Raw genomic sequence first — 18,446 nt, 5'->3', positions numbered from 1 at the left:
ACCCACTCTTTCGACAGCGAGCCCGCCGTTAGCTGGTTTCTACCGCGTCACGGTCGTCATCGTCCTGATCTTCCAGCTCCAGCACGCTGTAGGCCACTGAACAGAACAGCGAATTCAAACGCTTCATATCGCCCAACAGCCCTAAATGCAGCGAACTGGTTTCCAGGCTCTGTACGTTCTTCTGTCGCAGGCGCTCGACGTGCGCATGAGCAAAACGGCGATCCATGATCCGGAAGCGGTGCTTGGAACGACGCAGACGTTTCGCGCTGGCGAGATCGTTGTTAAAAAACACGGTCTGGCTCATCCGCAGGTTGTCGAGCAGTCGGGAATAGAGCGCATCCAGCTCCTCCAGCCCTTCGGCGGAAAACGCCCGGCGCGATGCCTGCGCCTTCGCGCGAATGTCTCCGGCCATTTTTTCCAGAATATCGCCCGCCTGCTCCAAATTCATGGTGACTTCGATGACCTCCGCCCAGCGGCGCGAGTCGCTTTCACCCAAATCCTCTTTGGCCATCCGCGCCAGATACAGTTTGATCCCGGTGTAGAGCACGTCCACATCGTCATCCAGACGACGAATGGTTTTCTCCTGCAAATAATTGCCGTGCATCATTTCGTGGGTGAGAATCAGCATATTTTCCACGATGTCCCCCATCCGCAAGGTCTCCCGGGCGGCATTGGCCAGCGCCAGCGCCGGGGTATCCAGCACGCTAAGATCCAGATGTCGCGGACGCAGACGCGGGTCTTCTTCCTGATTATCGCGGAGCAGCAGCTGGCACCATTCCGCCATGCGCCCCGTCACCGGTAGCATCAGCAGGCAACGCAGCAGGTTGTAAACCACGTGGAAGTAGATGACCAGATTCTCGGTGCTGACGGGCAGCTTTTCCATTTCCACCGCCAACATCTCGACGAAGGGCAGCACCACCACGCAGCCGGTAAGTTTGAACAGCAGGCTACCCAACGCGACCCGGCGACCATCGATGCTCTGTTTGCTCGCGTTAATCATCGCCAGCATGCCGCTGCCCAAATTGGCCCCGACCACCAGACAGAGCGCGACCTTGAGCGAAATCACGCTGGTTGCCGTCAGCGTCGCGGTCAACAACACGGCCGCCAGGCTGGAGTAGCTGACGATGGCGAATAAAGCGCCAATCAGGGCATCCAGCAAGATGTCGCCCGTCAGCGAAGAAAACAGGACTTTCACCCCGGCCGCCTGCGTGATCGGCGTGGCGGCATTCACGATCAGCTCCAGCGCCAGCAGAATCAGCCCGAGACCGATCAACACACGCCCCATCTGTCCGATGCGCGCTTGTTTACGACTCAGGAACAGCGAGACGCCGCTGAATATCAGCAGCGGAGAGAGCCACGAGAGATCGAAGGTCAGAATTCGCACCATGAGCGCGGTGCCGACATCCGCGCCAAGCATGATCACCAGCCCCGGGGCCAAGGCAATCAAGCCCTGAGAGACAAACGACGTGACCAACAACATGGTGGCGTTGCTGCTCTGCACCAACGCGGTGACCACAATCCCCGCCATAAAGGCCAGAGGCTTGTGGCTGACGTTTTTGCTGAGCATACGACGCAATCCTGCGCCATACACTCGCATGATGCCGGTGCGGACAATGTGAGTCCCCCACACCAGCAACGACACGGCGGACAACAAATGCAGCAATATCAACAAAACAGAGAGCTCCTTAACAGTCAGCGATCAACGTTCCTTATCGCAAGTGATGTAGCCAATAAACGTGGCGTGGCAGCAAAACGGCCATCCGGTTTCCGCTCTCCGTTACCGCCCTCTCGCCGGTGAAACCTATCGGCGGCGGCCCCGAATTAGGCGTGAGTTGCCCTCAGATGCGGTTAACAAAGTTCAGGTCAGGCTTTTGTGAGACTCTCTGTCCATCCAAAGGGATAACGTCAGGCCACCTCCTGAACGGTCGCCAGATCGAGACTTAATCCCACCTGAGCGCCCTCTTTGTAAGCCTGCTCCATCGAGCGGTTGAGCGTATCCACCTGCAGTTCGATGCCCTGCGTCATCACCCGATAGCGAATCACATTGCCGAGCAGGCTATGGCTGACGATCGTCGCCAGCACGCCCTGCTGCGGGTGGGTCAGCGAGATCGACTCAGGGCGGATAGCCACCTGCTGCGTAAACGTCTGCCCGGTCAGACGGGACGCCTGTTCCGCGCTTAACAGATTGTAGTTGCCAATGAAGCCAGCCGCGAATGCATTAACCGGCTGCGTATACAGTCGCACCGCGTCNCCATTCTGCACGATTTCGCCTTTATTCATCAGTACGATGCGGTCGGACAGCGTCAATGCCTCCTCCTGATCGTGGGTCACAAACAGCGCCGTCAGCTTCAGCTCGCGCTGAATACTGCGAATTTGCTCTCGCAGGTGGCGGCGAATCCGGGCGTCCAGCGCGGAAAGCGGCTCGTCGAGCAACAGCAGCCGGGGTCGCGTCACCAGCGATCGCGCCAGCGCCACTCGCTGACACTGACCGCCGGAAAGCTGATGCGGATATCGCCGGGCGAACGTGTCGAGTTCCACTAACGCCAGAACCTCCGCCACGCGGCGATGCACTTCATCACCCGACAGTTTTTGCATTTTCAATCCGAAAGCGACATTGCCTTCCACCGTCATATTGGGGAACAGCGCGTAACTCTGAAAGACCATGCCAATCCCGCGCTTCTGGGGCGATAGCGGCACGATATTCTGCCCTTGTAGCAGGATCTGTCCGCTGTCGACCGGGGTGAGACCGGCAATACAGCGTAACAATGTGGATTTCCCACAGCCGCTCGGGCCCAGCAGCGTCACGAATTCGCCCTCTTCCGCCACAAAGTCGATTTGGTTGAAAACAGAGGTCGACCCAAAACTTTTAGTCAGTTGCGTCACTTGCAGATAGGCCATGTTTACCCCTTGTCTTTATTAAGCAAATTCGCCAGCCACGTCACAAGCAGCACGACGAAGAAATAGGAGATCACCAGCGCGCTGGTGAAGTGTCCGCTGCCGTTACGCATGTTGAACAGGTATACCTGCAGGGTTTCATAGCGGCTTCCGACCAGAAGATTGGCGAAAACGAACTCGCCGATCAAAAAGGAAAAAGAGAGCAGGACGGCGATAAAAGCGCCCTTACGCAAATTGGGCAGCACCACCCGCCATGCCGCCTGCCAGGTACTGGCGCCCAACAGGTGGGCGGCATCAATCAGCTCGCGCAGATTAATCGCCTGCAGATTGTTGGTGATGGCCCGATAGATAAACGGCAGCGCGATGGTGAAATAGCAGCCGATGAGGATCCACGGCGTACCAGTCAGCATCAGCGGCGCCGAAGAGTACAGTTGTAACAGCCCCACGGAAGAAACAATGGGCGGCACGGCAAAAGGGAGCAAAATCAGGATGTTCATCACCCCGTCCAGACGAGGGAACTGATAGGCGATGACGAACATCGCCGGCAGAATCAATACCAGCGACAGCAGCAGCGAAGCGCCGCAGATCAACAAAGAGTGCCATAACGCCGTCAGAAAGCGCGGATCCAGCCATAGACTTTTCATCCACTTCAGCGTGAAACCTTCCGGCAATACGGTGGCGGCCCACTGGGTGGCGAAGGCATAGACCAGCGTAGCGGCCAGCGGCAGCACCAACACGAACAACAGCGTTCCCACCACAAAACGGTGGTAGACGCGTTCAGAAAGAGACATAGCGGTTCTCCGCGATGAGTTAACGTTTCACATTCAGGTAGCTGTGACGAACCAGCCACTGATGAAGCGCCGTAATCAGCGTCATCAATACCACCAGCAGCATGGACAGCGCACTGCCGAGATGAGGATCCAGCGAGATGTCCCCGGTGACCAGCGCCGCGATCCGCACAGGCACGATGTTGAAGTTGCCGTTGGTCAGCGCATACACCGTGGCATAGGCGCCCAGCGCATTCGCCATCAGGATCACAAAAGTGCCCAACAGCGCCGGCATCAAGATGGGCAGCCCGATGTACCGCCAATAGCGATAACGCCCCGCGCCAAGCAGCGCCGCAGACTCGCGCCACTCCGCCTTCAGGCCGTCGAACGCGGGATACAGCAGGAGAACGCCAAGCGGGATCTGAAAATAGGTGTAGAGGATAATGAGCCCGGAACGGGAGTAGAGATTGAAGGTCTCCGCGAAACCCAGTTGCCTCAGCAATAGCGTCAGGCAGCCGTTCAACCCAAGCAGGATGACGAAAGCGAACGCCAGCGGCACACCGGCGAAATTGCTGGTCATGTTGGTGAACGCCATGACGCAGCGATGCAGTCGCCCCGCTCGAAGCTGACTCAGCGAGTAACTACCGAGGAGCGCGATCAACAAACCGTAGAGACTGGAGTAGAGCGAAATATCCAGAGAAAACCGTATCGCCTGAAGATAGAACGGCGACGTCAGAATGTCCCGATAGTTATCCCACCCCCAGCGGGCGTTAATTTCACTGTAAAAGCTATTGACCGCGATCCACCCGAGCGGCACCAGTTGAAAAGCAATGAAGCACACAGCGAACGGCAGCAGGCAAAGCATCGCCAACCCTTTTTTCTTCATTGGCTCGCTCCCACTCCGTCAGCAAGCAGCGCCGAACAGCGGGATTTATCGTGCGGAACCCTCAGGACATCGCAGATCGTACCGCACAAATCCGTCTGACGCGGCGAGGCATCGCCAAGAGAAAACGCATCGCCGAAAACAAACAGCGGCACCGCTCTTTCCTCCGGCAGCACGCCGCCGTGACTGCGGTCGTCGTTCATACCATGATCCGCCGTCACTACCACCTGATACCCCGCCGACAACCAGTCCGCCAACCGTAGCGAGAGGAAGCCGTCCGCCCGTCTGGCCTTGTTCCGGTACTGCGGCGACGACAGGCCGTACTGATGACCCGCATCATCGATGTTCATCGAATGCACTAATAGAAAGTCCGGCTGATGTGTCCGACGTAAGCTCTCGGCGTCAATAAACAGGTGCGAATCCGGGTAGTCGTCCTCGTAGTAAAAATGACCGTGCTGGATGGGCAGATGGGTATCCGCGGTATGCCGATCGCGCGGCGGGTCAAAAGGCGTCCGGTTATACAGCTCGCTCACCCAGTGGTAAGCCGCCGCCGCGGTAGTCAGCCCCGCTTTACGGGCATAATGGAAAATGCTCATCTGATTCGACAGTCGTTGCATCTCATTGTGGACGATACCGCTTTGCACAGGCGTGACGCCGGTCAGGATGCACTCATACAGCGGCCGGGAGAGAGAGGGCAATTCGCAGGTCAGCGCATAGCGCCGACCTCGTCCCGCGTCGCACTGCGCCTGCAGATATCCCATGGCATCGCGAGCAACCTGATAATTTAGACCGTCCAACACGACCAGAATACATTTCATGCTTCGTTCGCTCCCAGAGTGATTACTGCTGCATGTTGATCATGACGGATTCCTGCCACTGCCGCGGCAGCAGACGCGCGCTTTTCTCCCAGGCGGCCGGGTCGGCGATTGGACGGGCTGACTGATATTGTTCCGCCGGCAGCAGCTTGTTTTTCACATCATCCGGCAGCGACAAATGCTCCGCACGAATCGGGCGGGCGTAGCCGCGCGCCAGATTAATCTGTCCGGCGTCCGAGAAGATGTATTCGCGCGCCATCTTGGCGGCGTTAGGATGCTGGGCATATTTGTTGATTATTGTGGTATAGCCAGACGTCACCGAGCCGTCCGAGGGGATCAGCACGACAAAGCGGTTTTTATCGATTTGATCGCGGTAGTTGAGGCCGTTGAAATCCCAGACCACCCCCACCTGCACTTCGCCTTTCTCGATATTGGCGATGACCGGATTAGTCAGCCCGAGTCGACCGGCCTTGGCTAGGTCGGCGAACAGATCCAGTCCCGGTTTGAGGTTGTGCTCATCGCCACCCATCGCATAGGCCGCCGCCAGGATACCGTTGGTGGCCTGAGCCGCCGAACTGACGTCCCCAATCGTGACGGTGTAACTTCCTTTTTTCAGGTCGGCCCAGCTGTGAGGCACGTCTTTGACCAGCTGCTTATTGACGATGAAGGCGATAGTGCCGGTATACGCCAGCGCCCAGTGTCCGTCTTTATCTTTGGCCCAGTCGGGGATCTGCGACCAGGTGGTTGGTTTATAGGGCTGGGTGACGCCTTTTTGCATCGCAATGGGGCCAAACGACGCGCCGACATCTCCGATATCCGCGCTGGCATTCTGTGTCTCGGCAGCGAACTTGGCGATCTCCTGAGCCGAACTCATGTCGGTGTCCGTATGGCGCAGGCCATATTTTTCATTCAGATCCTTCCAGGTATCTTTCCAGTTAGCCCAATTGTCCGGCATGCCCACGCTGTTAACCTGTCCTTCTGCTCGTGCCGCTTGCGCTAGCTCGGCGACGGAACCTTCGGCCGCGTGAGCGGATGAAAGCGACAGCACGACGGCTGTCGTGAATAGGGATGCAACCTTAATGTTCATCGTAAGTGCTCCTGGTGGTAGGAATAAGCGCTGGTCTAGTCCAGCAAAATCCACGCCAATCTACGCCCTAAAGATGAAATTTGTATGTCAGTCGCGCCTTATCGCCTGCTGGGNGTACGGTGTGGAAATTAACGCTCGATAATCCCGCCTCCCCATGGCGGCCCGAGCGAGACGTTTCGACGGCTGCGTGGCAATATGGCGCTCTGATCATGAATGGCGGTGTACCCACGGTGGTGCACGGCGTGCTCCAGAATAGGCTGATGAACTCATGCAACAACCCTCGACAACCGTGGCGCTGATCTGCCGGACGCTGCGGACGCAAATTGATGACGGAACATGGCGAAACGAGGCGCGTCTGCCCTCGGAAAGAACGTTGAGCGAACAGTTTTCCACCACCAGAATTACCCTGCGGGAAGCGCTGTTGCAGTTGGAGTCTGAGGGAGTGATATACCGGGAGCCGCGCCGCGGATGGTTTATTTCGCCGCCGCGGATCGTCTATAACCCCTTGCAGCGCAGCCATTTTCACGCGATGGTCGAACAACAGGGGCGCCGTGCCGCCACAGAGGTACTGGAAGCTCGCGAGATCGCCGCCAGCGACGAAATCAGTCAGCAACTGACGTTGCCGGTCGGCGCAAAGGTTTACCAGATCCGCCGCCTGCGACGCATTGACGCACGCGCAGTGCTGTATGTGGAGCACTACCTGAATCCCGCTTTTTTTCCGAATATTCTGGCGTCCGATCTGACGCAATCCCTGACCGATATCTATGAGACGCGCTATGGCGTCTGCTATGGCCGGGTGCGTTTCACGATGTTGCCGACGCCGGTTCCGCCTCTGGCCGCTTCTGCGCTTAACGTCGCCTCAGGCAGCCCAGCGCTATTTATCACCCGCATCAACCGGGACCAGTCCGATCGGATCATCGATTGCGACCACGAATACTGGCGCTACGACGCCATTCACATCGACGTCGAAGCGGTTTAACGGCGCTGAAAGCGTTGGCTACGGCGCAATACGCGGCGGCGCGCCACCGTCGCGTATTGCGCATGAAGCCATGACGGTCGCGTGCGGTTACGCCGCCTGTATCTGCCCCAGCAGTGAGATAATAAAGTCCCGGGTCTCTTTCACCTGTTGGATGAATCCCGAAAGCATGGCGTTGAAACGGTTTTCATCCAGCGCACTCAGTGAGTGCTGAAAGCACAGTCGTAGCTGATTAAATTCATCCAACGCCAGCCAGCAACCGCGCATTGCCGCCATCTCGAAATTAAGCTGCAGCATCAGACGATAAATCGCCGCTTCGTCCAACCCCTCCAGCCCGTCCAGCGCGACTATCCGGCAGTGCAGTAAAAGTTGTTCGCTGTGCGCCGGAACGTCAATGACCGCCGCTTCTTCGCCGTTTTCGTCATTCAGCACGCAAATCCCATTATCCAGCCTGAGCGGGGTTTGCGTGGCCCGACCAAACGCTTGCAGTAAACGGGTGACGTGTTGTTGTTGGGAATGCATTGTGAAGCTCCTTCTGCCCTATGCCATCGTGAATTAGTGTTTCGCCAGCGTAATGCCTTCCTGATGCAGGCTGTCCAGCGCCTGCGCCAGGGTAGGATTAGCCCGCGCGATCTCGCCTTCCAGACTAAAGTGTCTCGGCGTGTCCTGATTCTGTCCGTAGGAGAAGTGAATTTCTCCCAGCGACTTGCTCATACTGACGTCCACACTGCTGGACGCCCCGACGATAGGCGTCGGGAACGTGAAGCCCTCCTTCTTCTTCACCGTCTCGGTAAAACTGATCGAGCCAATGCGCAGATTGTTGCTGTCTTTGAACAGGTCGATGATGGCTTGTTTGCTCAGGCTGTTGTTCTGAATGCCTTTTTCCACCTGCTCTTTCACCGCGTCCTTCGGTTCCAGGCTCACGCTGGCGGAGGCGTTGGGCAACGACTGTAAATGGGTCATGACCGCTTTCAACGCCGGGTCGGCATTCATGAAAGCGTGGATACGTTCGGCATTGGTGGGCGGCAAGTTATCGTTCACCAGCTTGCGCAACGCATGCAGCACGCCATTGCTGTCCAACTTCGACAGGTTGGCGTAGCTGGCGCTATGGCTGACGCTCGATAGCGTCACCGCCTGATGCTTCGCCGCGGACTGCTGCCGAACCGCTTTGCCGAGCGACTGCATTGCGCTGTATTGCCCATCGTTCTGCGGCGTTTTAGCGTCGAAGTGCCGATTCATGATGGCCAGCTGTTCGTCGATATCATCCAGCTTGTTCACGCCGCCTAGCAGCTGCTGGGTTTCCACATCGCCAAAGTGTTTCTCAAGCGAAGCCGTCAGTTCTTCGATGTCGCTTTTCTGTAGCGGCTCCGCCACCTTGACATTGAGAGAGATGCTGTGACTGGTTTTGGTATCGACAGACAGCGTGGCCGAAGCGCCGGTGCCAAATCCTGCCGGCAGCGTCCCCTTGCCGGGTTGCGTTGTCGCCATCCCGGCCCAGAGCGCGGCATTCGCGCCTACGGACGCCTGGTTGAAGAATCGCACTCGGTTGTTGCTGGTCGTGTTTTTCTCATTCAGTTCGCCCCGGACCGTGCTGTGATCGTGACTGGCGGACAACACGTTGACGCCGCCGCTGACGCCCAGCGAAGCTCGGGTCGTGGTGGAGAAGGTTTTGTTGTCGTTGTCCGTCATGTTGACCGCGGCGCGTCCGTCGAGCGTGAAAGCGCCGTCCACATCGAAATTCACAGAAAGCCCCTGCTTGACCTGGTGTTCAGTGCCTTTTTTCATGAGATCCAGCGGATTGATCTTCCCCTGCGTCAGCTCATCAATAAACGACGGCAGCTCTTTTTCGCTTAGCGTGAAGCTGAGGCCGTTTTGGCGGGTCGCGCCAATGGTGGCGGAGCCGCTGACGCCCATCCTCAGATCGAACGTCAGGGTATGGTCATCATCGAGAATGAGATTTTCTTTCGTCGCCTTGGGTTCATGACCGACGATCACACCGGCTTTGGCGCTGAGGCCGCCGGTGCGGCCAAAACTGACATTAATGCCGTTGTCTCCCCGGCTGAAACTTAGACTGTAGCCCCGCTCGCCTGTTACGCCGCCGCTGGCGATCAGCGGCGACGGGATGTGGTTGATGGTCACCTTGGCCAGCTGCGTCGGCATGACATAGACCGAGCTCAGGCCCGCGTTATAGCTTCGGTTGAAGCTGATACTTTCGCCGGCATTCAGCGACAGAACGGTGTCTTTCATTTTTTGGGTTAACTGCCCCTGGTCCTCCGCCTGCAGCGACGTGCGCGAGGTCACGCTGACGGCATGCCGTTCATCTTTGAAGGCGCGGGTGAAGGTTTTCACAGCGTCATAATCCGCCTCCAGCGCTGAAAAACTGGTGAATCCCATGTCCGTGGCGCGCTTCACGTTGTGATCGCCATACTGATGATCCCGCAGCAGCGTCAACGCCTCCTGCATCGGTTTGAGATCTGCTTTCGTCGGCGAGGCGCCGGAGAATCCCGCCAGCTTATCCACGATGCCGTGCAGATCGCCGATAGTCAGCGTGTCCAGCGCCAGCCGCGACTTCGTCAGCGCCATCTCATCATGGACGTCGCGATGCGCGCCCTGAACCACCTTGTCGCTCTGGTAGCTCATATCCACCTTTTTCATGACGAACTGCTTCAACAGCGCGCTCGCCTTGCTGTCCGCCGAAGAAGGATGCGCCAGCGTCGCCGTCATTAACGCGTCGCTGAGACTCTTCCCGGAACGATGCGAGTTCATGCCTTGAATGGCGGACTTCAGCGCCGACGGGGTGAACTGGTGATTGATCTCGCCTTTGGCGTTAATCAGCCCCTGATGTTTACCCAGCAACAGCGCCGCGTTGCCCGAGCTGCGTTCCAGATCCTGGTGGAACTGATGCAGCGCCGCCATCAGCGGCTTGCCGGCCTCTCCCAGATTCAGCTGGCTCAACTTGGTTTTCAGATCGGTGCTGTTTGCCTGCGAACTTTGCTGACGTTGCGTATTCAGCACCTCCAGCCGTTTAAAGACCGAGGCCTGGGCCGAATAGAGCGGATGCAGCCCGGCACGACCTTTGAAGTGATGCTGAATGCCATCGCCCACGCTTTTGCCGAGCTCAGCCGGCAGCTTGATGACATTCGCGCGCATGCGATCGACAAAACCGCTGCTGGTCTTTTTGTTTTCCTGCGCCATTTGTCCCAGCACTTGCGTATCCAGCTTCGCGGTTAATCCTGTTCCAAGGATAGATACGGCTTTGGTCGCGCCGCCTAAGTGCTGGTAAACCGTCTCCGCCTCTCGCAGCTGAGGCGCGGTGATTTCCGTGTTCGGCCGATGCTCCGTCCAGCCGCCCTGGGTCAGACGCTGATGACGATCGTCCTGATGCACCAGCAGCTCATGCTCCGGCGTCGTATCCAGCCGATCAACCTTGCCGCCCTGCGGCGTTTCCACCGGTTGCCATCGCGTTCCACTGGACTCCGCGCGGTCGTTTTGCCAGGCCTCACGCGGCAAGGTAAATAAGGCGCCCTCTTTGTTAAGCGCGAACAGGTTGCTTTCGCGGTCCAGCGCCAGATCGCGAATTTCGCCCGTGAGTCCGTCCTTCGGCAACCCCAAGGCGGGAACCGACTCACGTTGGGTGCCGGGGCGGACCTGATGCAGCTGGATGTCCCCCTCTTTGTTGGCAGAGATGAACCGATTGGCATTCAGCACGGCAACCGCGACAGCGCCACTGTCTTTTCCCAGTCCCGGCAACGCATCGCCGGATTTTGGCGCGTTGCGCGCGTGGCTAAGGGCAAAGACGTTGCTGTCCCCATGCACGACACTGTCCGCTTTCTGATTGATCGACAGCGCTTTGAGCTGACCGTCATGCAGGACATAGGGCTGGTTATCCAAACCGCGTTTGAGCCGATCGGCGGACATCGTCGTCGGCGTCCAACTGCGGGTCACGCTGTCCACGTAATGCACTTTGCCTTCGTGCAGCGCCATCATGCCGAAGCGACCCATATTCATGACAGATGACGACGGCGGAGCGACGTGCAGCAACCCCATTTTGTGGTCCACCACCAGCGAATCGCTTAGGTTCCAGCCCGGCTTGAAGCCGCCGCCTTCCGCCGCAGGGGCAGCCAGATGTTTATGCCCCTGCGCGTCCTTGACCACCGCATGCAGACTGCCTTCGCCGTTGCTGACAAAGCCCTCCGTGTGATGACCTTTCCCCAGTGACCCTTCCAGATCCGGGCTATACAAGGGGGNCAGTTCGACGCGATGACCGTCTCCCTGTGGCAACGTCCCGACAAACACCTGCCCCTCACGATCGGCCACCAGCAGCTTTTGCCGATCGAGTCCTACGGCTTTGGCATCCACCTGTTCGCTGCCACGCTCCAGCGCGCTGGTGCCGTTCAGAGTCAGTTGCAGCGCCCGGTGCTCGCTCTTGGGAGCATTCAGCGTCGGCAACAAATGCAGCTTGCCCGCGCCGTGGTCAGGCGTCGTCAACACCACCGTCTGCCCGTCAAGGTTGGAGGAGAACGAGGTAATTTTGTCTTTAAAGGCGGTCGACTCCATGCCGGTCGACAGGTTGCTTAACGAGTGACTCTCCTTCACCGCATACAGGTTACCGTCGGCCTGTCGGGATAATTGCGCGTGCTTGCGGTCGTCTTTGGGCTGCCAGACGCCCTCCGGGCTCAGGCTGAACAGCTTGCCGTCGTGGAGGCGCAGCGCCTCGTCATGATCGTCCAGAAAAATCCCGGACAGTTGAGACTGGAGCCCGCCGGTGGGGTTAGGCAGCGACTGCGATCCGGCGTCTTTACCGTTAAGCTTCGCTTCGGTATGCACCTGTGTGTCAGACGCATGCAATGAATAGCCTGCCGACGCCTTGCTGTGCAGTAATTCGCTCTCTTTCCGTGAGGGCGCGCTGCTGTGCAAACCGACCAGCCCGTGTTTGCCGTGATGAAGGCTGAACAGTCGCCCTATTTTGTCCATCAACAGATGATGGGTGCCGTTCGAGTTCTTGTGATGCGCCACAAACGGCAGATCGTGTTTACCAAGCGTTTGCGACAGCACCGTTTTCAACGGGGCTGGCACATCGTCGCCCAAGATGACCTTGCCTTTTTTATCCAGCGAAAGCCCCAGCCCCACCGCCGCAGGGGCGTGACTGGCATTCGTGCTCGTCGCCCCATCGAAATGAGAAACCGCGCTATGCATGCTTGACGTGCGGGATGACCCCGCGCTGGATACCGTCTCACGCGACGGAGATCGTTGCAGCAGATCCCGTAGTGTAGTGACGGTTTTCACCGGCGTTTCAGCCGTCGACGAGGTTCCGGCAGTGTCCTGCATCGCACGATCGATGGCGTCTCTCATGTCGCGGAGATTGGGAGAGCGCCCTACCTGCGATCCCAGCGAGGCAGGCGGCATCGCGGGCTGGCTGACGTGAGGGGTTGCCGCCAGACGCATTCCTTCCTGCGCCAACGACCCCGTCGCTTTCTGTCCGGCAACGGAAGCGTGCCCCTGAGAGACCGCGCGCCCCTCTCCGGACACGGTCGGCGTATGGACTTCCGCCACCGTCTTCTGATGAATGTGTCTGATATTGCCCAACATAGCCGTCTCCCAGAGATGTTGTTGATGTAGGTAATTGCCGAGTAAGTGGCTGGGAAAGGGCATTAGGTTCCGCCCGGAAATAAAACGGGGGATGAACGCGTGCGGCTTTTGATTCGCGCACCGGAGAAACAGGAACCCGGCGACTATTTGAACCACCCACATAACGGCGAACCGTCGATTCAAAATTCGCCACAGCCTATTTTTCACTCAACAACATCTTATGAGGCACTCGCTATGTCAGACCTGAACATCACGCTGACCCTGCCCGGTTCCGGCATGAATAATGCCAACCTGGACAGCATTACTTCCCAAAACCTGTCAACGGAACGGCAGAATGCCGGCGCCAGTACGACAGAACATCAAACGTCACTAGACAGCGTGGCCAAACTGTTGGCGGCATTGTTGCTGACCCTGCAAGCCGCCAGTCAAGGGGCATCTGAGGGCGCTCGCCCCACGGATGACAGTCGCGCAGGCGGTATTCGCGGCCAAGACGGACAGAATCAGCAAAACCTGCTTGAGATGCTCGGTAAACTGTTGGATACGCTGATGCCGCAAAATGGGCAAAGTCCGCAGCAGAGCGGTACGTCAGCTGCAGCGCATCCACAGGATCTGAGCCGCGACACATTGCAGAATGCCGGAAGCAACGCGCTGCAAGACAGCCTCTCGCCGACACAGGACGGCGGTGGGCAGCTTAGCAGCGACCCACTGTCTCAAACGCTGATGCGACTGATCGCTATGCTGATGGATAACCAAAAGAGCCAGTTCGGCCAACCACAAGAAGATGGCGCCAGCGGCGGCGGCGCATCAGCCGTGCCAGGCTCGCAGCCGATCAATCGCACGTCAGGGTCTGCGGTGGAGTCGCCCCAACCCACGGAGTCGGCGCCTTCAGCGCCGGGAGGAACAACGCTGCGGGGAACCGATGGTAGCAGCCCGCCATCGACGAATTCTCCGGTTCCTTCGGACGACACGCCGTCCGCCACCGGTCAAAGCGGAGCCGTCAGTTTCCCAACGGCCGATAACGCCAATGCGGTTGTCGTCAACGAGCCGATCAAAGTCGGTGCCGGGGAAACCTTCGACGGTCAGGGAAAAACCTATGTCGCCGGAGCTGGGCTGGGCAACGGCAGCCAAACGGAAGGACAGAAACCGCTGTTTGAAGTCGCAGACGGCGGCTCCGTTAAAAACGTCATTTTTGGCGATAACGCCGCGGATGGCATTCACCTGCACGGCGACGCCACGATCGATAATGTTCACTGGACCAACGTCGGCGAGGATGCGTTAACGGTGAAGGAGAACACCGGCAATCCTGCCAACGTCACGATCACCAACAGTAGTGCGCAGGGCGCTTCCGACAAGGTCTTCCAGCTGAATGCGGACGCCAACTTCACGGTGGATAATTTTAAGGTTAAAGACTTCGGCACCTTCGTGAGAACCAACGGCGGCCAGCAAGGAAATTGGAATCTTAATCTCAGCCAAGTTGATGCGGAGAACGGCAAGTTTGCCTTCGTTAAAAGCGACAGCGAAGGGCTCAATGTCACCGCCCAGAACAACAGCCTGAGTAACGTCAACAATCCATTCAAGGTGCCGACCTCGGCCGCCCTACAAGTGAGCTGATATGACTAGCAGAACGCCCTCTTTACCCCACGGCTCCTCCGCCCGTTGGCGTGACCGCGTCACGCCAGGCGGTTCTCTGTCGCCCGCCGAACGACATGCGTTCGATAAGGCGATCCAGCTGGTGTCATTGCGAATGCATCAGGTATTAGGTCAGAAGGATAACCCCCGGACAGGCCTGTTTGACTTCGACGCCTTCGTGGATTCACTGGAATCGGACTTTCTGCAGCCCTCGGCGGGGCGTCTGGCGCCTGACTTGAATAGCGATATCGGGCAGACGGCATTCTGGGTCATCCGGGCTATTGCCGACCATCTGATTGCCCTTCAGGCTCAGCGTCACTCGGATTGACTGCACTCTCTTAGGTCGGTGCGATGGGCTGTCAGCCGTGCGCAATGACGGCGACCATTTCACTTCAGGAGTGCGGGAAATAGTGCGGACGTTCAGTAAAAAACGAGGCCGTCATAGACGGCCTCGTTATCATCCTCTTACCGGTCGAACGGCACGGCGTAACGCCCGCCGCCGGGGTAAAGATTATTTCTTGGTTTCAACCCATTTGCCATCCACATAAAAGGCGGACCAGCCGGTTGCCTTACCGTCTTTTTCAGACGAGACATACTGCTGTTTGGTTTTGCGGCTGTAACGCACCAATGTTTTGTTGCCCGCACCGTCGTTGACGGGCGCATCGGCCAGATAGCGCAGTTTTTCCGGCAGCCGATCCTTGAAGCGCAGTAGCTCTTCCACCAGCGGCGCTCGCGTTTCACGCGATTTCGGGAACGTATTGGCGGCCAGGAACACGCCGGCCGCGCCGTCTCGCAGTACAAAATAGGCGTCGGACTTCTCGCAAGCCAGTTCAGGCAGCGGCACCGGATCTTCTTTCGGCGGAGCGACTTCGCCGCTGCGTAGGATCTTACGCGTGTTGGTGCAGTCGTCGTTGGTGCACGCCATGTATTTACCGAAACGCCCCATTTTCAGATGCATTTCCGCGCCGCACTTGTCGCATTCAACCACCGGGCCGTCGTAGCCTTTCAGGCGGAACTCGCCCGTTTCGATTTCATACCCGTCACAGGACGGATTGTTACCGCAGACGTGCAGCTTGCGCTGATTATCAATCAGATAGCTGTCCATCGCCGTACCACACTTCGGACAACGACGGCGAGCGCGCAGCGCATGGGCTTCGGCCTCATCCCCTTCGAGGATATTCAGCACTTCCTCTTCCGGGATCAGGTTAATCGTCGTCTTGCAGCGTTCTTTCGGCGTCAGCGCATAACCGGAACAGCCCAGGAACACGCCGGTACTCGCGGTACGAATCCCCATTTTGCGGCTACAGGTCGGGCAGTCGATGCTGGTCAGCACCATCTGGTTCGGCTTCATACCGCCCGCTTCCGGATCCAGCTCGGCGGTTTCCAGACGCTTAGTGAACTCGTCGAAGAATTCATCCAGTACGGCTTTCCACATCGCCTGATTGTTGGCGACCTGGTCGAGGCTGCTTTCCATGCGCGCGGTAAAATCGTAGCTCATCAGTTCACGGAAGTTTTCTTCCAGGCGATCGGTGACGATTTCGCCCATTTTTTCCGCGTAGAAACGACGGTTCTCGACGCGGACGTAGCCACGATCCTGAATGGTTGAAATGATGGAAGCGTAGGTAGAAGGACGACCGATCCCGCGTTTTTCCAGCTCTTTCACCAGAGACGCTTCGCTGTAGCGGGCAGGCGGCTTGGTGAAGTGCTGACTCGGCAACAGTTTATCGAGCGTCAGGGCTTCGCCCACTTCGACCGCTGGCAAAGAACGATCTTCATCATTCTTGCGCAGCGCAGGCATCACTTTAGTCCAGCCGTCGAAACGCAGCGTGCGGCCCTTGGCGCGCAGCTGGTAGTCGCCCGCGCTGACCGTCAGCGTAGTTGAGTCGTACTGCGCCGGCGTCATCTGACAGGCGACGAACTGACGCCAGATCAGCTGATACAGCCTCTGCGCATCCGGCTCCATATCTTTTAACTGTTCGGACTGCACGTTGACGTCGGAAGGACGAATCGCTTCATGCGCTTCCTGGGAGTTTTCTTTGCTGCTGTAGTGATTAGGCGCGTCCGGCAGGTAACGTTGACCAAATTCGTCGCCGATAAAGCCGCGAACCATCTCCAGCGCATCCTGACTCAGGTTGGTGGAGTCGGTACGCATATAGGTGATGTGACCCGCTTCATACAAGCGCTGCGCCATCATCATGGTCTTCTTCACGCCGAAGCTGAGACGTGTGCTGGCCGCCTGTTGCAGCGTGGAGGTAATAAAAGGTGCGCCGGGTTTGCTGCTGGTCGGTTTATCTTCGCGATCGGAGACGACATAGCGGGCTTTCTCCAGCAGAGAAACCGCCGCGTGGGTCTGCGTTTTATTGACCGGTTTGAAAGGCTTGCCGTTGTGATGCGTGACCTGCATTTTAAGTGCGACGTCGCTTGACGCCAGCAGGTCCGCGTGAAGTTCCCAGTACTCTTCAGGAACGAACACTTTGATTTCACGTTCGCGATCCACCACCAGCCGCACCGCGACGGACTGAACGCGTCCGGCGGACAGGCCGCGGGCGATCTTTTTCCACAGCAGCGGCGAAACCATGTAACCCACGACCCGGTCCATAAATCGACGGGCCTGCTGAGCGTTAACGCGGTCGATATTCAGTTCGCCCGGATTTTCGAACGCTTGCTGGATCGCGTTTTTGGTAATTTCGTTAAACACGACGCGACTGAAGCGTGTTTCATCTCCACCAATGATTTCCCGCAGGTGCCATGCAATGGCCTCCCCTTCGCGGTCAAGGTCGGTTGCGAGATAGACGTGTTCAGCGTTCTCCGCCAACGTTTTCAGCTCGGCAACCACTTTCTCCTTGCCCGGCAGGATCTCGTAATTCGCCGCCCAGTCATGATAAGGATCGACGCCCATACGATTGACCAGTGCGGTCTTCTCGTCTTTCTTAGGCGCTTTTTTGGTTTTTCCCTGTGCAGAATCCGCGCTCTTTTTACTCGCAGAGCCGCTGGTCGGCAGGTCACGCACATGACCGACGCTGGATTTAACCACATAGTTATTGCCAAGATACTTATTGATCGTTTTGGCTTTTGCCGGGGACTCAACTATGACGAGAGCTTTACCCATAATTTATTGTTACCTACTGAATTCTTTGAGAAAAGAAAAAATCTTTACCAACACGGGATGATAACCGTCATCACCCCAGCTCTATTCGCTTTCGGCTGCGAGGAACATCGTTCTGTTCTTGTCTTCACGGGCTCGCAGGCACCGCTGATCCGTCGCAACTCTATGATCCCGTGGGAATAGTCATTTACCGCATTGTAACCATAGTTAACGGTTATCATCCACGGCGTAAATAAATTATTCTGCTTGACTATGGAAAATCCCACACTCTACCTGATAAATGCGACCACGCAACTTAATTAGCATGTAAAGGCGGTTTTCGCCACCGATCGCCCCGCGAGAACTTAAACGGGTAAGATAAAAATCTGGTAATTTGCCGTGTAAAGGCGTCAGGCAGTACAATGCGGCAGAATTTTATCCGCAGGAGCACAGGCGTTATGCACACTAATAAAGAAAAGACCCCAATCGATCGCGCCACCTTGCTGGCTGAAGCCAACACCCTCATCAAAAATCACGACGACTATCTGCAAGGTATTGAAGCCACCGACGTCGAACAAAAAAACGGCGTGCTGGTTTTCCGCGGCGACTACTTTCTTGACGACGAAGGGCTTCCCTCGCGCAAAACTACCGCCGTATTCAATATGTTCAAATATCTGGCGCACGAGCTGTCTGATAAATACAGCCTGCAGGATTAGTCAG

General features: G+C 57.5%; 13 protein-coding genes. 4 read left to right on the top strand and 9 right to left on the bottom strand.

Annotated elements, in window-relative coordinates:
* Positions 1 to 28 precede the first annotated feature (28 nt).
* From SB13_RS05850 to SB13_RS05825, 6 genes are all read right to left on the bottom strand, one after another.
* Entirely contained in the window at positions 29 to 1,672 is a 1,644-nt protein-coding gene (locus SB13_RS05850) for a Na/Pi cotransporter family protein (protein ID WP_026739457.1), read from the bottom strand.
* A gap of 233 nt (positions 1,673 to 1,905) precedes the next feature.
* Complete coding sequence (locus tag SB13_RS05845; protein WP_026739456.1) at positions 1,906 to 2,898, bottom strand: ABC transporter ATP-binding protein; 993 nt, start codon at positions 2,896 to 2,898, stop codon at positions 1,906 to 1,908.
* A 2-nt stretch (positions 2,899 to 2,900) separates the two neighbouring features.
* Positions 2,901 to 3,686, bottom strand: coding sequence for an ABC transporter permease (locus tag SB13_RS05840; RefSeq protein ID WP_026739455.1), 786 nt, complete (start codon positions 3,684 to 3,686; stop codon positions 2,901 to 2,903).
* A gap of 19 nt (positions 3,687 to 3,705) precedes the next feature.
* Positions 3,706 to 4,548: an ABC transporter permease gene (locus SB13_RS05835; protein ID WP_026739454.1), complete on the bottom strand. Its 843-nt coding sequence runs from the start codon at positions 4,546 to 4,548 to the stop codon at positions 3,706 to 3,708.
* Positions 4,545 to 5,363 (bottom strand): alkaline phosphatase family protein, encoded by an 819-nt coding sequence (locus tag SB13_RS05830; protein ID WP_026739453.1) that lies wholly within the window; start codon positions 5,361 to 5,363, stop codon positions 4,545 to 4,547. Before SB13_RS05830 ends, SB13_RS05835 begins: the two co-directional genes overlap by 4 nt.
* Before the next feature lie 22 nt (positions 5,364 to 5,385).
* The gene (locus SB13_RS05825) at positions 5,386 to 6,447 is read right to left on the bottom strand and encodes an ABC transporter substrate-binding protein (RefSeq protein ID WP_026739452.1); all 1,062 of its coding nucleotides are present in this window, start codon (positions 6,445 to 6,447) and stop codon (positions 5,386 to 5,388) included.
* Positions 6,448 to 6,715: 268 nt separating this feature from the next.
* Here SB13_RS05825 and SB13_RS05820 point away from each other — a divergent pair, with 268 nt between their 5' ends.
* Positions 6,716 to 7,426 carry a UTRA domain-containing protein gene (locus tag SB13_RS05820; RefSeq protein WP_026739451.1) on the top strand — a complete coding sequence of 237 codons (711 nt, stop codon included), beginning with the start codon at positions 6,716 to 6,718 and terminating at the stop codon, positions 7,424 to 7,426.
* An 87-nt stretch (positions 7,427 to 7,513) separates the two neighbouring features.
* Here SB13_RS05820 and SB13_RS05815 read toward each other — a convergent pair whose 3' ends face one another.
* Both SB13_RS05815 and SB13_RS05810 read right to left on the bottom strand, forming a co-directional pair.
* On the bottom strand, positions 7,514 to 7,945 hold the full coding sequence (locus SB13_RS05815) for a type III secretion system chaperone (RefSeq protein WP_026739450.1): 432 nt from the start codon (positions 7,943 to 7,945) through the stop codon (positions 7,514 to 7,516).
* Positions 7,946 to 7,978: 33 nt separating this feature from the next.
* Positions 7,979 to 12,619 carry an AvrE-family type 3 secretion system effector gene (locus SB13_RS05810; RefSeq protein WP_463605544.1) on the bottom strand — a complete coding sequence of 1,547 codons (4,641 nt, stop codon included), beginning with the start codon at positions 12,617 to 12,619 and terminating at the stop codon, positions 7,979 to 7,981.
* A gap of 627 nt (positions 12,620 to 13,246) precedes the next feature.
* Here SB13_RS05810 and SB13_RS05805 point away from each other — a divergent pair.
* The gene (locus SB13_RS05805; RefSeq protein WP_026739448.1) at positions 13,247 to 14,623 is read left to right on the top strand and encodes a pectate lyase; all 1,377 of its coding nucleotides are present in this window, start codon (positions 13,247 to 13,249) and stop codon (positions 14,621 to 14,623) included.
* A 1-nt stretch (position 14,624) separates the two neighbouring features.
* Positions 14,625 to 14,969, top strand: a complete 345-nt coding sequence (locus SB13_RS05800; RefSeq protein ID WP_026739447.1) for a hypothetical protein — start codon at positions 14,625 to 14,627, stop codon at positions 14,967 to 14,969.
* A gap of 183 nt (positions 14,970 to 15,152) precedes the next feature.
* On the opposite strand, the gene topA is transcribed toward SB13_RS05800, so the two are convergent.
* Positions 15,153 to 17,750 (bottom strand): type I DNA topoisomerase, encoded by a 2,598-nt coding sequence (topA, locus tag SB13_RS05795; protein WP_026739446.1) that lies wholly within the window; start codon positions 17,748 to 17,750, stop codon positions 15,153 to 15,155.
* Between the two features lie 434 nt (positions 17,751 to 18,184).
* On the opposite strand from topA, the gene SB13_RS05790 reads away from it, so the two are divergent.
* Positions 18,185 to 18,442, top strand: a complete 258-nt coding sequence (locus SB13_RS05790; RefSeq protein ID WP_026739445.1) for a YciN family protein — start codon at positions 18,185 to 18,187, stop codon at positions 18,440 to 18,442.
* The last annotated feature ends 4 nt before the right edge of the window (positions 18,443 to 18,446 follow it).

This window comes from Lonsdalea quercina subsp. quercina (assembly GCF_000688695.1).
Taxonomy (GTDB): Bacteria; Pseudomonadota; Gammaproteobacteria; order Enterobacterales; family Enterobacteriaceae; genus Lonsdalea; species Lonsdalea quercina_D.
The sequence above is the reverse complement of the archived record's forward strand: the minus strand, read 5'-3'. Positions and strand labels throughout refer to the sequence as shown.

Excerpts from the sequence above, each read along its gene's own strand:
- topA (WP_026739446.1), bottom strand. The coding sequence starts at position 17,750 with ATGGGTAAAGCTCTCGTCATAGTTGAGTCCCCGGCAAAAGCCAAAACG.
- SB13_RS05805 (WP_026739448.1), top strand. The coding sequence starts at position 13,247 with ATGTCAGACCTGAACATCACGCTGACCCTGCCCGGTTCCGGCATGAAT.
- SB13_RS05830 (WP_026739453.1), bottom strand. The coding sequence starts at position 5,363 with ATGAAATGTATTCTGGTCGTGTTGGACGGTCTAAATTATCAGGTTGCT.
- SB13_RS05825 (WP_026739452.1), bottom strand. The coding sequence starts at position 6,447 with ATGAACATTAAGGTTGCATCCCTATTCACGACAGCCGTCGTGCTGTCG.
- SB13_RS05835 (WP_026739454.1), bottom strand. The coding sequence starts at position 4,548 with ATGAAGAAAAAAGGGTTGGCGATGCTTTGCCTGCTGCCGTTCGCTGTG.
- SB13_RS05800 (WP_026739447.1), top strand. The coding sequence starts at position 14,625 with ATGACTAGCAGAACGCCCTCTTTACCCCACGGCTCCTCCGCCCGTTGG.
- SB13_RS05815 (WP_026739450.1), bottom strand. The coding sequence starts at position 7,945 with ATGCATTCCCAACAACAACACGTCACCCGTTTACTGCAAGCGTTTGGT.
- SB13_RS05820 (WP_026739451.1), top strand. The coding sequence starts at position 6,716 with ATGCAACAACCCTCGACAACCGTGGCGCTGATCTGCCGGACGCTGCGG.
- SB13_RS05840 (WP_026739455.1), bottom strand. The coding sequence starts at position 3,686 with ATGTCTCTTTCTGAACGCGTCTACCACCGTTTTGTGGTGGGAACGCTG.
- SB13_RS05790 (WP_026739445.1), top strand. The coding sequence starts at position 18,185 with ATGCACACTAATAAAGAAAAGACCCCAATCGATCGCGCCACCTTGCTG.